Annotated in this window: 10 protein-coding genes and 1 tRNA gene; all 11 read left to right on the top strand. The window is 72.4% G+C overall.

Annotation, left to right across the window (positions count from 1 at the left end; genetic code table 11):
• Positions 1 to 261 (top strand): anti-sigma factor antagonist BldG (gene bldG / locus ABZX67_RS19390; RefSeq protein WP_355361692.1); only part of this gene is annotated, 261 nt, incomplete at its 5' end.
• A 224-nt stretch (positions 262 to 485) separates the two neighbouring features.
• Positions 486 to 947 carry an ATP-binding protein gene (locus tag ABZX67_RS19385; RefSeq protein ID WP_355361690.1) on the top strand — a complete coding sequence of 154 codons (462 nt, stop codon included), beginning with the start codon at positions 486 to 488 and terminating at the stop codon, positions 945 to 947.
• 282 nt (positions 948 to 1,229) lie between these two features.
• Complete coding sequence (locus ABZX67_RS19380) at positions 1,230 to 3,620, top strand: sodium-translocating pyrophosphatase (protein WP_355361689.1); 2,391 nt, start codon at positions 1,230 to 1,232, stop codon at positions 3,618 to 3,620.
• A 186-nt stretch (positions 3,621 to 3,806) separates the two neighbouring features.
• The gene (locus ABZX67_RS19375) at positions 3,807 to 4,490 is read left to right on the top strand and encodes a small secreted protein (protein WP_355361687.1); all 684 of its coding nucleotides are present in this window, start codon (positions 3,807 to 3,809) and stop codon (positions 4,488 to 4,490) included.
• Between the two features lie 120 nt (positions 4,491 to 4,610).
• Positions 4,611 to 6,146: a class I SAM-dependent methyltransferase gene (locus ABZX67_RS19370; protein WP_355361685.1), complete on the top strand. Its 1,536-nt coding sequence runs from the start codon at positions 4,611 to 4,613 to the stop codon at positions 6,144 to 6,146.
• A gap of 211 nt (positions 6,147 to 6,357) precedes the next feature.
• Positions 6,358 to 6,555 carry a hypothetical protein gene (locus ABZX67_RS19365; RefSeq protein ID WP_355361683.1) on the top strand — a complete coding sequence of 66 codons (198 nt, stop codon included), beginning with the start codon at positions 6,358 to 6,360 and terminating at the stop codon, positions 6,553 to 6,555.
• Positions 6,556 to 6,918: 363 nt separating this feature from the next.
• On the top strand, positions 6,919 to 9,798 hold the full coding sequence (gene topA, locus ABZX67_RS19360) for a type I DNA topoisomerase (RefSeq protein WP_355361681.1): 2,880 nt from the start codon (positions 6,919 to 6,921) through the stop codon (positions 9,796 to 9,798).
• Between the two features lie 127 nt (positions 9,799 to 9,925).
• Entirely contained in the window at positions 9,926 to 13,012 is a 3,087-nt protein-coding gene (tmk, locus tag ABZX67_RS19355; protein WP_355361679.1) for a dTMP kinase, read from the top strand.
• A 95-nt stretch (positions 13,013 to 13,107) separates the two neighbouring features.
• The gene (locus ABZX67_RS19350) at positions 13,108 to 14,313 is read left to right on the top strand and encodes a DNA polymerase III subunit delta' (protein ID WP_355361677.1); all 1,206 of its coding nucleotides are present in this window, start codon (positions 13,108 to 13,110) and stop codon (positions 14,311 to 14,313) included.
• A 56-nt stretch (positions 14,314 to 14,369) separates the two neighbouring features.
• Positions 14,370 to 15,908: an alpha/beta hydrolase gene (locus ABZX67_RS19345; RefSeq protein ID WP_355361675.1), complete on the top strand. Its 1,539-nt coding sequence runs from the start codon at positions 14,370 to 14,372 to the stop codon at positions 15,906 to 15,908.
• A 92-nt stretch (positions 15,909 to 16,000) separates the two neighbouring features.
• Positions 16,001 to 16,074 (top strand) — tRNA-Thr (locus ABZX67_RS19340).
• Positions 16,075 to 16,079: the final 5 nt, after the last annotated feature.

Here is a 16,079-nt window from a genome sequence, read left to right as displayed (position 1 = left end):
CCCAAGCTGCGCGAGCAGTTGGTCGAGTTGGTGAACGACGGCAGCTACCACCTGGTCGTCGATATGGAGGGTGTGGACTTCCTCGACTCGACCGGTCTTGGCGTGCTCGTGGGTGGTCTCAAGCGCGTCCGCGCGCACGAGGGTTCCCTGCGCCTGGTCTGCAACCAGGAGCGCATTCTCAAGATTTTCCGGATCACCGGTCTGACGAAGGTGTTCCCCATCCACACGTCGGTGGACGAAGCCGTCGCGGCGACCGACTGAGCCGGCAGGAGCCTTCCGGTACGAGCCTCCGGGGGCAGGTCCTCCGGAGGAGCTCTCCGGGGTCCTGACCGTCGTCCGGACCAGGTCTTGACCCGGTCCGGACGGAAGGGTCCTCCGAGGGCGTACACAGCCCTCGCGAGGAGCTTTCCGGAGGGTAGGGCAGAGGTGCCGGGCGTCCAGCCCGGTCCTCTCAGACGCACGCTCTCATGTCCGAGGGGGATCGCATGGCCACCGTTGAACTCCGCTTCAGCGCCCAGCCCGAGCACGTCAGGACCGCCCGTCTGGTGGCAGCCGCCGTGGCACGCAGGGCCGGAGTCGACGAAGCCGTGCTGGACGAGGTCCGGCTCGCCGTCGGTGAGGCGTGCTCCCGCGCGGTCGGGCTGCACCGCAGCAACGGCGTCACGGCTCCCATCCGCGTGGCGCTGACCGAGGAGGACAAGGCGTTCTCCATCGAGGTCGCCGACGACGTGCCGGGTGCGGCCGTCGCCGACGCCGATGCCGCGGGGGTCCCCGTCACCGGAGGCTCCGCCGTGCCCGCCGAGGACTTCGACGACGCGGAGGGCGAGGACGAGATGGGCCTCGCGGTCATCAGCGGGCTCGTCGACGACGTGGAGGTATCGGCCGATGAGCACGGCGGTGTCATCCGGATGAGCTGGCCGGCGAGCTCCACCACCACGCTTCCCTGACCTCACCCGCCGCACCCGCCCCCGGCGGCGTGGACAGCCTCGCAAGGCCCTGCTGAGCAGGGCCTTTTTCCATTTCCCGGCCAATTGCCGATCACCGGAATTGATCGTCGATCACGGCAGGGAAGATCAAAAGTATTACTGCGTTCGAGTGGTTTCCCGAAACCGATCATTTGCCGACCGGCCAAGGAAGGTCAATTCTGTTCTACGGCGCCCTGTTTTGATCGGGTTCCGCTCCCTACAATCCGTCCACATCTTGAGCTCTTCTGACGTCAAGGAGGACGAATGGCGGGGCTCTTCGAAACACAGCTGTCCGGGCACCCCACTTCTCTCGCCGCCGCGGTACTCACCGACGAGAATCGCGTCATCGTGATCGTCATCGCGGCCGTGGCGCTGGCCGCCCTGGTCGTGGCCCAGCTCCTCGTACGGCAGGTCCTGGCCGCCGGTGAGGGCACCGACGCCATGAAAAAGATCGCGGCGGCCGTGCAGGAAGGCGCGAACGCCTATCTGGCACGGCAGTTGCGGACCCTCGCGGTCTTCGCCGTCGTCGTCTTCTTCCTGCTGATGCTGCTTCCGGCGGACAACTGGTCGCAGCGCGCGGGACGCTCGCTCTTCTTCCTGGTCGGCGCGCTTTTCTCGGCGGTGACCGGATACATCGGCATGCGGCTCGCCGTACGCGCGAATGTGCGCGTGGCGGCGGCCGCGCGGGAGGCGACTCCCGCGCCAGGCCAGCCGGAAAAGGACCTGACGGTCGTCTCCCACCGGGCGATGAAGATCGCTTTCCGTACGGGCGGAGTCGTCGGCATGTTCACGGTGGGCCTCGGCCTGCTCGGCGCCTCCTGCGTGGTCCTCGTCTACGCCGCCGACGCCCCCAAGGTGCTGGAGGGCTTCGGCCTGGGCGCCGCGCTCATCGCCATGTTCATGCGCGTCGGCGGCGGCATCTTCACCAAGGCCGCCGACGTCGGCGCCGACCTCGTCGGGAAGGTCGAGCAGGGCATCCCCGAGGACGACCCGCGCAACGCCGCCACCATCGCCGACAACGTCGGCGACAACGTGGGCGACTGCGCCGGCATGGCGGCCGACCTCTTCGAGTCGTACGCCGTGACGCTGGTCGCCGCGCTGATCCTCGGCAAGGCCGCCTTCGGCGACCTCGGACTGGCGTTCCCGCTGATCGTTCCGGCGATCGGCGTGGTGACCGCGATGATCGGCATCTTCGCGGTCGCCCCGCGGCGCGCCGACCGCAGCGGGATGACCGCCATCAACCGCGGGTTCTTCATCTCCGCGCTGATCTCGCTCGCGCTCGTCGCCGTGGCCGTCTTCGTCTACCTGCCCTCCTCCTTCGCCGCGCTGGAGGGCGTCACGGAGTCCGCCATCCGCACCCACGGTGGCGACCCGCGCGTCTTCGCGCTGGTGGCCGTCGCCATCGGCATCGTGCTCGCCGCCCTGATCCAGCAGCTGACCGGGTACTTCACCGAGACCAGCCGCCGCCCGGTCAGGGACATCGGCAAGTCGTCGCTGACCGGCCCCGCCACGGTGGTCCTCGCCGGCATCTCCGTCGGCCTGGAGTCCGCCGTCTACACCGCGCTGCTGATCGGCCTGTCGGTGTACGGGGCGTTCCTGCTCGGCGGTGCGTCGATCACGCTCGCGCTCTTCGCGGTGGCGCTGGCCGGCACCGGCCTGCTCACCACCGTCGGCGTCATCGTCGCCATGGACACCTTCGGCCCGGTCTCCGACAACGCCCAGGGCATCGCCGAGATGTCCGGTGACGTCCAGGGCGCCGGCGCCCAGGTCCTCACCGACCTCGACGCCGTCGGCAACACCACCAAGGCCATCACCAAGGGCATCGCCATCGCCACCGCCGTCCTGGCGGCGGCCGCGCTCTTCGGCTCGTACCGCGACGCCATCGCCACGGCGGTCGCCGACGTGGGAGCCCTGGCCACCGAGCGCAATCTCGTCATGGACATCTCCCAGCCCAACAACCTGGTCGGGCTCATCCTCGGCGCCGCCGTCGTCTTCCTCTTCTCCGGGCTGGCGATCAACGCGGTGTCGCGGTCGGCCGGGGCCGTGGTCTACGAGGTGCGCCGGCAGTTCCGCGAGCACCCCGGGATCATGGATTACAGCGAGAAACCGGAGTACGGGCGCGTCGTCGACATCTGCACCAAGGACGCGCTGCGCGAGCTGGCCACACCCGGGCTGCTCGCGGTCATGGCCCCGATCGCCGTCGGCTTCACCTTCGGCGTCGGCGCCCTCGGCGCGTACCTCGCGGGCGCCATCGGCACCGGCACCCTGATGGCCGTCTTCCTCGCCAACTCCGGCGGCGCCTGGGACAACGCCAAGAAACTCGTCGAGGACGGCCACCACGGCGGCAAGGGCAGCGAGGCGCACGCCGCGACCGTCATCGGCGACACCGTCGGCGACCCCTTCAAGGACACCGCCGGACCGGCCATCAACCCGCTGCTGAAGGTCATGAACCTGGTGGCGCTGCTCATCGCGCCCGCCGTCGTGCAGTTCAGTTACGGCGACGACGCCAGCCCCGGCGTACGGGCGGGGGTGGCGGCGCTGTCGATCGTCGTCATCATCGGGGCGGTGTACGTGTCCAAGCGGCGCTCCGTGTCCATGGGTGACGAAGACAACAACTCACCGGAACGGGTGGCGAGCGGGGCATCCGCCGTCTAGCACCTGGTCAGCCGGTGGGCGGGCGGGGCGAACTGACGCTCCGTCCGCCCGTCCGCACGCCATCGTGAGCCGTCTCTCCCTTGGTGCAAATGGCGCAAAAGCGTACGAAATGGTCGCGCGACACGCGGATGTCGCCCACTTGGCGTGTATGTTCCGGGGCCGAGAGCCTTGGAAGGGACCAATCCGGTGAACAAGAAGCTTGCGGCCGCACTGTCCGGCGGTGCGGTACTGATGCTCGTGCTGTCGGGCTGCGGCGGCGACGACGAGGACGGCGGCAAGGTGGACGCCTGGGCCAAGAAGGTGTGCGACCAGGCGCAGCCGCAGATCCAGAAGAGGGCCAACGCCCAGCAGGCCATCGTCTCCACGGCCGCCGACGGCAAGCCCGCCGACATCCAGGCCGCGGACTCGAAGGCCTTCCAGGACATCGCCGACGCCGACAAGGCGCTCGCCAAGGCCGTGCAGGAAGCCGGCGCGCCGCCCGTCGAGAACGGCGAGAAGCTCCAGCAGGACGCGGTCAAGGAGCTCAACGACACCGCCACGGCGTACGAGGCGCTGAAGAAGCAGGTCGACGCGCTCGACCCGAAGGACCAGCGGAAGTTCGCGGACGGGCTGTCCACCGTCGCCGACGGGCTGAAGCGGATCGAGAAGATGGACCAGGACGCGCTGGCCAAGCTCCAGTCCGGCGAGCTGGGCCAGGCGATGGCCAAGCAGCCCGGCTGCCAGAAGGCCACGGCGACGGTCTCCCCGACGGTCCCGCCCGCCAAGCCCGGCTCCGCCGCCTCCCCTTCGGCCGCCGCGAACGCTTCCGCCGCCGCGAGCGCCTCGGCCGCTCCCGGCGCCTCGGCGAGCAGCGGCAAGGGCTCCGAGTAGCGGAGCCGCGAGCGACGCCGGGCGCCCGCTCCGCCTCGCGTCCGGCGCCGATCGGCCCGGCGCAGGCCACGTGCGCCGGGCCGATCGGCGGTTGTCAGTGGTGGCGGTCACAATGAACGGGTGAGTACGACCAGCCTTCTCGCCAGCCTTCCGGTGCCCGACCGCGCCGCCCGCCTCCGCGACGCCCTGCTCGCGGCCGACTTCACCGCAGACGGGCTGCTGGAGCGCCTCGGCGCAGCCGCCTACGCCGCGCTCGCCCGCGGCGAGACGGTGCCCGCCCTGCGCGCCACGCGCGGGGACGGGCCGCTCGACACGCTCGTGCGGCTGTTCCTGCTCCAGCGGCCCGTGCCGAGGGACCGGGCGCGTGCCGCGCTGCCGCTGGAGGAGGCGCTCGCCGACGGCTGGCTCGCCGAGGAGGGCGAGGAGATCCGCGCCACCGTGGACGTACGCCCGTACGGCGGCCCGGAGGGCGAGGACTGGTTCATCGTCTCCGACCTCGGCTGCGCCGTGGGCGGCGCCGGCGGGGCGAGCGGCCACGGCGAGGGCGTGGTCCTCGGTGTCGGCGGCGCCTCCACCACACTCGCCGGGATCACCGTCCGCACGCCCGTCGCCGCCGCGCTGGACCTCGGCACCGGCTCCGGCATCCAGGCGCTGCACGCCGCGCAGCACGCCACCCGTGTGACGGCGACCGACCTCAACCCGCGGGCGCTGGGCTTCACCCGGCTCACGCTCGCCCTGTCCGGGGCGCCGGAGGTCGACCTGCGCACGGGCTCGCTCTTCGAGCCGGTGGAGTCGGAGTCGTACGACCTCATCGTGTCGAACCCGCCGTTCGTCATCTCTCCCCTGGCCTCCGGCATGGGGGACCCCGGTGCCCGGCTGACCTACCGGGACGGCGGGATGGGCGGTGACGACCTGTGCCGCACGCTCGTCCAGCAGGCGGGCGACCGGCTCAACGACGGGGGTTACGCGCACTTCCTCGCCAACTGGCAGCACGTCGAGGGCGAGGACTGGCAGGAGCGGCTGCGCTCCTGGGTGCCGCTCGGCTGCGACGCCTGGATCGTTCAGCGCGAGGTGCAGGACGTCACCCAGTACACCGAGCTGTGGCTGCGGGACGCGGGCGACCACCGGGCGGGACGGGAGGCGTACGAGGCGCGGTACGACGCGTGGCTGGACGAGTTCGAGGCGCGCAAGACCAAGGCCGTGGGCTTCGGGTGGATCGCGCTGCGCAAGTCCGGTGCCGAACAGCCGTCGATCGTGATCGAGGACTGGCCCCACCCGGTCGAACAGCCGCTCGGTGAGACGGTCCGGGCGCACTTCGCCCGCCAGGACTACCTGCGGTCGCGCGACGACGCGGCGCTCCTCGCCGACCACTTCGTCCTCGCGCCCGAGGTCGTACAGGAGCAGGTCGGCCTGCCCGGCGCGGAGGACCCCGAGCACGTGGTGCTCCGTCAGCACCGCGGCATGCGGCGCGCCACCAAGGTGGACGCCGTCGGCGCGGGCTTCGCCGGCGTGTGCGACGGGTCGCTGAGCGCCGGGCGGATCCTCGACGCGATCGCGCAACTGCTGGGGGAGGACCCGGTGCTGCTGCGGGACCGCACCCCGCAGGCGATCCGGCTGCTGGTGGAGGAGGGCTTCCTGGAGCCGGCGGCCACGTGACAGCGGGCACAGGGTCCGCAGGCAGGTGATCACCAGGCGGGGGATCAGCAGGAGAAGGGAGGAAACCGGCCAAGATCGCGAAGGCGCCGCGCGGGTGAAACCGAGCCGTCCACCCCGCGCCGTTCACCCGCAATTCGCGCTTCTGACGTCCGAAGGTGTCAGCCTCGCCCCTGAGGGCAGCAGGCACCAGGGAACGGAACGGGGTACGGGCATGGAGAGCGGACCGGCCATCTTCGCCGGCGTGGCGTTCACGCTGTTCGGAGCGGCGCTGCTCGTGTGGACCGGAGCGCGCGTCCTGCACCGCGCGCCGGTCGCGTACGGCGTCAGCCCGGTGGCGGCGGTCACCTTCGCGACCTGTCTCGGAGCGTCCTTCGTGATCCTCGGGGCGTGGTGCTTCGGCAGGGCCTGACCACCGCTCCGGGGGAGCGAGAGCCGCGGCGGGCGCCGCGGCGAGTACCAGGGCCAGAGCCACTGCCGGAGCCACGGCGGAATGGGCGGCTCCGTGCCGTGAGGGGAGTCCGGGCGGCAGGAATGGCCGGACTCGGGTTACCGTTCGAGTGGCCGTTGCGGTCTTTTGCCGTTTGACACGGGGGCGGGTTGTACCGTCACACTCCGCAGCGACAGCAGCGTCACAGCTGTGAGCGAGCAGAGCGAGCAGAAGCGAGCACAGTGCGTGAGCAGTGTGTGAGCAGTGCACACGGTGCGCGGGCAGATCATGCGCACGCACCGCGCCGCACACTCCACCGAGCGTCGACCGGAGAGAAGAGCGAAGTTGTCCCCGACCAGCGAGACCGCACAGGGCGGCCGCCGACTCGTCATCGTCGAGTCGCCTGCCAAGGCGAAGACGATCAAGGGCTACCTCGGCCCCGGCTACGTCGTCGAGGCGAGCGTCGGGCACATCCGCGACCTCCCCAACGGCGCCGCCGAGGTGCCCGAGAAGTACACCGGCGAGGTGCGCCGCCTCGGGGTGGACGTCGAGCACGACTTCCAGCCCATCTACGTCGTGAACGCCGACAAGAAGGCCCAGGTCAGGAAGCTCAAGGAGCAGCTCGCCGAGTCCGACGAACTCTTCCTCGCCACCGATGAGGACCGCGAGGGCGAGGCGATCGCCTGGCACCTGCTGGAGGTCCTCAAGCCCAAGGTCCCGGTCCACCGGATGGTCTTCCACGAGATCACCAAGGACGCGATCCAGGCCGCCGTCGCCAACCCGCGCGAGCTGAACAAGCGCATGGTCGACGCCCAGGAGACCCGCCGCATCCTCGACCGCCTCTACGGCTACGAGGTCTCGCCGGTCCTGTGGAAGAAGGTCATGCCCCGGCTGTCGGCCGGCCGCGTGCAGTCCGTCGCCACCCGCCTCGTCGTCGAGCGGGAGCGCGAGCGCATCGCCTTCCGCTCCGCCGAGTACTGGGACCTGACCGGCACCTTCGCCACCGGCCGTGCCGGTGACCCGTCCGACCCGTCCACCCTGACGGCCCGCCTCGCCACCCTCGACGGCCGGCGCGTCGCCCAGGGCCGCGACTTCGGCTCCGACGGGCAGCTGAAGTCGTCCGCCGGCCAGGTGCTCCACCTGGACGAGGCGAACGCGCGCGCCCTGGCCGCCGCCCTCGCCGACACCTCCTTCGGCGTCCGGTCGGTCGAGTCGAAGCCGTACCGCCGCTCCCCGTACGCCCCCTTCCGCACCACCACACTCCAGCAGGAGGCCAGCCGCAAGCTCGGCTTCGGTGCGAAGGCGACCATGCAGATCGCCCAGAAGCTGTACGAGAACGGCTTCATCACCTACATGCGTACGGACTCGACGACCCTGTCCGAGACCGCCATCGCGGCGGCCCGGGCCCAGGTCACGCAGCTGTACGGCGCCGGCTACCTGCCGGACGCGCCCCGCGTGTACGCCGGGAAGGTCAAGAACGCGCAGGAGGCGCACGAGGCGATCCGCCCCTCGGGTGATCGTTTCCGCACGCCCGCCGAGACCGGGCTGACCGGTGACCAGTTCAAGCTGTACGAGCTGATCTGGAAGCGGACCGTCGCCTCCCAGATGAAGGACGCGGTCGGCAACTCCGTCACCGTCAAGATCGGCGGCCGTGCCGCCGACGGCCGGGACGTCGAGTTCTCCGCCTCCGGCAAGACGATCACCTTCCACGGCTTCATGAAGGCGTACGTCGAGGGCGCCGACGACCCGAACGCGGAGCTCGACGACCGCGAGCGCCGGCTGCCGCAGGTCGCCGAGGGCGACGCGCTGACCGCCGAAGAGATCACGGTGGACGGCCACGCCACCAAGCCGCCGGCCCGCTACACCGAGGCTTCGCTGGTCAAGGAGCTGGAAGAGCGCGAGATCGGCCGTCCGTCGACGTACGCCTCGATCATCGGCACGATCCTCGACCGCGGGTACGTCTTCAAGAAGGGCACGGCCCTCGTGCCGTCCTTCCTCTCCTTCGCCGTCGTCAACCTGCTGGAGAAGCACTTCGGCCGGCTCGTCGACTACGACTTCACGGCGAAGATGGAGGACGACCTCGACCGCATCGCGCGCGGCGAGGCGCAGGCCGTGCCGTGGCTGAAGCGCTTCTACTTCGGCGAGGGCGACGGCACCGGGGCCGCGGGCGGCGCCGCCGAAGCCGGGAACGGCGACGGCGATCACCTCGGCGGCCTGAAGGAGCTGGTCACCGACCTGGGCGCGATCGACGCCCGCGAGATCTCCTCCTTCCCCGTCGGCAACGGCATCGTGCTGCGCGTCGGCCGCTACGGCCCGTACGTCGAGCGCGGCGAGAAGGACCAGGAGGGCCACCAGCGCGCCGACGTCCCGGACGACCTCGCCCCCGACGAGCTCACCGCCGAGCTCGCGGAGGAGCTGCTCGCCAAGCCGAGCGGCGAGTACGAGCTGGGTACGGACCCGGCGACCGGTCACACGATCGTCGCGAAGGACGGCCGCTACGGCCCGTACGTCACGGAGATCCTCCCCGAGGGCACTCCCAAGACCGGCAAGAACGCGGTCAAGCCCCGCACGGCCTCCCTCTTCAAGACCATGTCCCTCGACACGGTCACCCTGGAGGACGCGCTCAAGCTGATGTCGCTGCCGCGCGTCGTGGGCACCGACGCCGAGGGCGTCGAGATCACCGCGCAGAACGGCCGCTACGGCCCGTACCTGAAGAAGGGCACGGACTCGCGGTCGCTGACGGACGAGGAGCAGCTCTTCACGATCACGCTGGAGGAGGCCCTCGCGATCTACGCCCAGCCGAAGCAGCGCGGGCGCGCCGCCGCCAAGCCCCCGCTGAAGGAACTGGGCACCGACCCGGTGAGCGAGCGCCCGGTCGTCGTCAAGGACGGCCGCTTCGGACCGTACGTCACGGACGGCGAGACCAACGCGACGCTGCGCACCGACGACAGCGTGGAGACGATCACGCCGGAGCGCGGTTACGAGCTGCTCGCGGAGAAGCGCGCGAAGGGCCCGGCGAAGAAGACCGCGAAGAAGGCGCCGGCCAAGAAGGCCACCGCCAAGAAGACCGCCGCCAAGACGACGACCGCGGCCGCGAAGAAGACCGCGGCGAAGAAGACGACCGCGGCCAAGACCGCGGCCAAGAAGACGACGGCGACGAAGACCGCGGCCAAGAAGACCACCGCCAAGAAGGCCGCGGCCTCCAAGGCGTCGTCGGAGGAGTAGGCGTACGAGTCGTACGGCGTACGAGGCGCTGGGAGCGTACGGAGGGCGCGCGGGGGCGCCCCGCGAGCACGGGCGTTTGTTCGGGTGGGGACGACTGGGTGTCGGTCCGGCCGGATAGGCTGAGGGGATGACGCGAGCCGAGCAGCCAACGGTCTTGAGCCCCACCTCAGACTCCGACGCCGCACTAGCCGCGGACTCCCGCGAGCGCGCCGTACGGGCCCTGTTGCGCAACCAACCGCTACGGCGGTTGTGGAGCGCGCAGCTGGTCGGCGGGGTCGGAGACGCCCTCGCCCTGCTGGTCCTGGTGCTGCTGGCGTTGCAGGCCGCGGTCGCCGAGGACGCGTTCGGCGGTGGGTACCGGGGCGCGGCGTTCGCCGTCGCCGCCGTGTTCGGGGCGCGGATCCTGGCCACCCTGCTCTTCGGCGCCGTCCTGCTGGGGCCCATGACCACGCTCACCGCGCCCGGCGGGCCGCTGGACCGGCGCTGGACCATGGTGGGAGCGGACGGCGTGCGCGTCGCGCTCCTGATCGTCGCACCCCTGTGGATCGACTGGACGCCCGACAAGGCGCTCGCCTTCCTCCTCTCCACCGTCTTCCTGGCGGGCGTGGCCGAGCGTTTCTGGACCGTCGCCAAGGAGAGCGCCGCCCCCGGGCTGCTGCCCGCCCCGCCGCCCGAGGGCGCGGCCGTACGCCGGCTGCCGGACCACATGGACGCGCTGCGGCGCCTGTCGCTGCGTACCGCCTTCGTCGCCATCCCCGCCGCGGCCGCCGCGCTCCTCGTCGCCACGCTCGTCGGGAACGTGCTGGGGGCGGGCATCGACTGGTTCTCGGACCACCAGGCGGCCCTCGGCTCGTACGTCGCGGCCGGGCTCTTCGCCGCCTCCGTCTCCGTCCTGTACTTCCTGGAATTGCCCGACACCCAGACCCCGCGCCCCCGCTCCCCGCTGGAGGGCCTGCGTCGCCCGTCGACCGGCAGTGGCCCGGACAAGGGCCGCACGGGCGCCATACCGCTGCTCGTACTGGGCTGCGCCGCCGTCGCCGGCGCCATCGCGGCCGCCGCCTCCGTCTCCGTACTGCACGCCAAGGACCTCGGCGGCGGGCCGGTCGCCTTCGCGCTGCTGATCCTCGCCCTGACGGGCGGGACGGGCCTCGGCATCCGGTCCGCGCGCGCCGTGCTGCCGGCGCTGTCCCGCCGCCGCCTGCTGGCGCTCGCGCTCGCCACCACCGGGGTCGCGCTCCTCGCGACCGGGCTGGTGCCGGACACCGCCACCGTGCTGTTCCTCGCACTCGGGGCGGGCCTGGCGGCCGGCGTCGCCGCCCACACCGGGCACGCGCTGATCGACCAGGAGAGTGAGGAGTTCCGGCGGCCGCGCGTCACCGCGCACCTCCAGGCGGTCGTACGGGTCGCCATCGCGCTCGGCGCGCTCGCCGCCCCGCTGCTGGCCGCCGCGATCGGACCGCACCGGCTGGCGAGCGGCGACTTCGTCTTCGCGCACGGCGGCGCGGCCTTCACGCTGATGCTGGCGGGCGCGCTGCTGCTGCCCGTCGCCGTACTGGTCCTGGCCAGGACCGACGACCGCTCCGGCGTACCGCTGCGCCGCGACCTGCGCGACGCGCTGCGCGGCGCGGACCCGGCGCAGGCGCCCGCGAAGACCGGGTTCTTCATCGCCCTGGAGGGCGGCGACGGAGCCGGCAAGTCCACCCAGGTCGAGGCGCTCGCCGAGTGGATCCGCGCCAAGGGCCACGAGGTCGTCGTCACCCGTGAGCCGGGCGCCACGCCCATCGGCAAGCGGCTCCGCTCGATTCTGCTCGACGTGTCGAGCGCCGGACTGTCCAACCGCGCGGAGGCGCTGCTGTACGCGGCCGACCGCGCCGAGCACGTCGACTCGCTGGTCCGCCCCGCCCTGGAGCGCGGCGCGATCGTGATCTCCGACCGGTACATCGACTCGTCGGTGGCCTACCAGGGCGCCGGCCGCGACCTGTCCCCGACCGAGATCGCCCGCATCAACCGCTGGGCGACCGGCGGACTCGTACCCCACCTGACCGTCCTGCTGGACGTCTCCCCGGAGACCGCGCGGGAGCGGTTCACGGAGGCGCCGGACCGGCTGGAGTCCGAGCCCGCCGAGTTCCACCGGCGGGTACGGGGCGGGTTCCTCGCCCTCGCGGCGGCCGACCCCGGGCGCTACCTGGTGGTGGACGCCGGGCAGGAGCCGGCGGCCGTCACCACCGTCATCCGCCACCGGCTCGACCAGATGCTGCCGCTCTCCGAGGCCGAGGTGAAGGCCGCCGAGGAGGCGCGGAAGGCGGCCGAGGAGGAGGCCCGGCGCAAGGCCGAGGAAGAGGCCGCCCGCAAGGCCGAGGAGGAGCGCCTGGAGCGCGAGCGCCAGGAGCAGCTCGCCAAGCTGCGCGCAGAGGAGGAGGAGCGCAAGCGCCGCGAGGAGGAAGAGGCGCGGCGCCGCGAGGCCGAGCGCCAGGCCGAGGAGGCCCGGCGACGGGCGGAGGAAGCGCGCCGGCTCGCCGAGGAGGAGCGGCGGCGGCGCGAGGCCGAGGAGAAGGCCCGCCGCGAGGAGCAGGAGCGGCTGCGCAAGCTGAAGGAGGAGCAGGAGCGGCTGCGCGCCGAGGCCGAGGCGCGGCGCCTGGAGAAGCAGCGCAAGGCCGAGGAGGCCCTGCTGCGCGCGGAGGAGGCCCGCCGCCGCGCGGAGGAGGCGGCGGCCGCGGCCGCGGCTTCCGCTTCGGTTTCGTCGGGGGCGCCGGTCAGTCCGGACGAGGAGACCCAGGAGGTCCCGGTCCCGCGCGTCAACATGCGCAAGGACGACACGCGCGGGGACGACGAGACGACGGTTCTGCGCCCGGTCCGGGAAGAGCCGGGTCCCGAGTACGCCGGTGCGGCGGACGAGACGGCGGTCCTGCCTCCGGTGCGCGACACCGGCGCGGGCGCCGCCCTCGACGAGACCGCCGTCCTCCCGCCCGTACGGGCCGACCGGCCCGCCGACCGCGTACCGCCGGGGTTCTTCCGGGACGAGGAGCCGGACGGTGCCGCGCCGAGCGAGCGGACCCGCGAGCTGCCGCAGATGGACGAGCAGGGGCGCCCGCGGCGGCGCTCCGACTGGGCGGAGGAGACGCCCCTCGACGACCTGCCGTCGCTCGCGGACGAGCTGCTCGGCCCGCACGACGACGAGGACGACGACCCGCGGGGCGGCCGCCGTCGGCGCTGAGGGCCGGGCGTTGTCAGACCCGTCCCCCACAATGGATCCACAGCGACACGAGCGGTACGTACGCAGGAACATCTATGCAGGAAAGGCGGTGACCCGTGCCCGTATGGGACGACCTGGTCGGTCAGGACCGTGTCCAGGCGCAGCTCGCCGCCGCGGCGCGTGACGCCGACGCGCTCGTCACGGCCGACGCGCAGGGCACGCCGCCGCCCGACGCGTCGAAGATGACGCACGCGTGGCTGTTCACGGGGCCGCCGGGCGCCGGGCGCGAAACGGCCGCCCGAGCCTTCGCCGCCGCCCTGCAGTGCGTCAGCCCCGACCGGGCGCTCGGCGCGGAGCCCGGCTGCGGGTTCTGCGACGGGTGCCACACCACCCTCGTCGGGACGCACGCCGATGTGGAGATCATCCGCACCGACCTGCTCTCCATCGGCGTCAAGGAGACCCGCGAGCTCGTCCGGCGTGCCCAGCTCTCGCCGGCCGGCGGGCGCTGGCAGGTCATCGTCCTGGAGGACGCCGACCGCCTCACCGAGGGCGCGGGGAACGTACTGCTGAAGGCCGTCGAGGAGCCCGCGCCCCGCACGGTCTGGCTGCTGTGCGCGCCCTCCATCGAGGACGTGCTGCCCACCATCCGCTCCCGCTGCCGCCACCTCACCCTGCGGACGCCCCCGGTGGCGGCCGTCGCGGACGTCCTGGTCCGGCGCGACGGCATCGAGCCCGAGGCCGCGGCCGTCGCCGCCCGCGCGACGCAGGGGCACATCGACCGCGCCCGCCGGCTCGCCACCGACGAGCGTGCCCGCGCCCGCCGGGCCACCGTGCTCAAGGTGCCGCTGCGCGTCGAGGATGTCGGGGGCTGCCTCAAGGCCGCCCAGGAGCTGATCGACGCCGCGGCCGAGGACGCCAAGCAGGCGTCCGAGGAACTCGACGTCAAGGAGACCGAGGACCTGAAGGCGGCGCTGGGCGCCTCCCAGGGCGGCCGCATGCCGCGCGGCACGGCGGGCGCCATGAAGGAGCTGGAGGACAAGCAGAAGCGCCGCAAGACGCGTACGCAGCGCGACAGCCTGGACCTGGCCCTCAGCGACCTGACCGGGTTCTACCGCGATGTGCTCGCCCTCCAGCTCGGTACCCGCACCGCCCTCGCCAACGAGGACGTACGGGACGCCCTGGACCGCATAGCCCGCGAGTCCACCCCCGAGCGGACCCTGCGCCGGATCGAGGCGGTCCTCGCCTGCCGCGAGGCCCTCGACCGCAACGTGGCGCCGCTGCTCGCCGTGGAGGCGATGACGATGGCGCTGCGCGCGGGGTAGTCACCCGTACGGGTACAAAGAGGAACAGTCCGTCACCATCCGGATACGCTCCGGGAATGGACTCCGCTCGCCTGTTCCGCGCCACCGCCGTCACCCTTTCGGCCTTCGGCCTGCTCGTCGCAGGCTGCACCGAGGGGGGAACCACCCTTTCCGCGTCGGCCACCGCGTCGCGCGCCGTCGCATCGACCGAGGAGCTCAAGGAGTACTACGGCCAGCGCCTGAGCTGGCGCGCGTGCGGCACACCCGGCTTCGAGTGCGCCACCCTGCGGGCCCCGCTCGACTACGCGAAACCGCACGGCGACGAGGTGCGGCTGGCCGTCTCCCGGGTCAGGGCCACCGGCCCGGGCAAGCGCCTCGGCTCCCTGCTGGTCAACCCCGGCGGCCCCGGCGGCTCGGCCGTCGGCTTCCTCCAGGGGTACGCCGGCATCGGCTACCCGGCCAAGGTCCGGGCCCGCTACGACATGGTCGCCCTCGATCCGCGCGGCGTGGCCCGCAGCGAGCCCATCGAGTGCCTCGACGGCCCGGAGATGGACGCGTACACGCAGGTCGACCAGACGCCGGACGACCTCCGCGAGCGGCACCTGCTGACCGGGTCGTACGAGCGCTTCGCCCGGGGCTGCGCCAAGCGCTCCGGCAAGCTCCTCCCGCACGTCTCGACGGTCGAGGCGGCCCGAGACATGGACATCCTGCGCGAGGTCCTCGGTGACAGGAGGCTGAACTACGTCGGCGCCTCGTACGGCACCTTCCTCGGCGCCACGTACGCCGAGCTCTTCCCGTCCCGCACGGGCCGGCTCGTCCTGGACGGCGCGATGGACCCGTCCCTCCCGACCGCCGAACTCAACCGCGACCAGACGGCCGGCTTCCAGCGCGCCTTCGACTCCTTCGCCGCCGACTGCGTCCGGCAGCCGGACTGCCCGCTCGGCACCGGCTCGCCCGCCGACGCCGCCCACCGCCTCACCGCCTTCTTCCGGCGGCTCGACACCCGCCCGGTCGCGACCGGCGAGAACCGTCTCCTCGGCGAGTCCCTGGCCACCACGGGCGTGATCGCCGCCATGTACGACGAGACCACCTGGCCCCAGCTGCGCGCGGCCCTCAAGAGCGCGATGGACGGCGACGGCGCCGGCCTGCTCTCCCTCGCCGACAGCTACTACGAGCGCGAGGCCGACGGCACCTACTCGAACCTCATGTACGCCAACGCCGCCGTGAACTGCCTGGACCAGCCGCCCGCCTTCACCACCACCGCCGAGGTGGCCGCCGCCGTGCCGTCCTTCGAGAAGGCGTCCCCCGTCTTCGGCAGGGGCCTGGCCTGGGCCTCCCTGAACTGCGTCAACTGGCCGGCCAAGCCCACCGGCGCCCCGCACCGCATCGAGGCCAGGGGCGCGGCCCCCATCCTCGTCGTCGGCACCACCCGCGACCCGGCCACCCCCTACAAGTGGGCCGAGTCCCTCGCCGCCCAGCTCTCCTCCGGCACCCTGCTCACCTACGACGGCGACGGCCACACCGCGTATGGCCGCGGCAGCGACTGCGTCGACACCACGATCAACGCCTACCTCCTCGCGGGCACGCTCCCCCCGGACGGCAAGCGCTGCCGCTAGCGCACCGGAGGGTGTGCGAGGCACCCCCGAGACCTGTGTAGACTTGGGCTCGCTGCTGCACCCCCTGGGAATCCACGGGGCTCGCAGGGCGTGCCGCCTTAGCTCAGTTGGCCAGAGCAACGCACTCGTAATGCGTAGGTCTCGGGTTCGAATCCCGAAGGCGGCTCTAGA

The organism is Streptomyces sp. NPDC003036, assembly GCF_040611175.1.
Lineage (GTDB): Bacteria > Actinomycetota > Actinomycetes > Streptomycetales > Streptomycetaceae > Streptomyces.
Note: the sequence above shows the minus strand (reverse complement) of the source record. Positions and strands in the feature narration are given on the sequence as shown.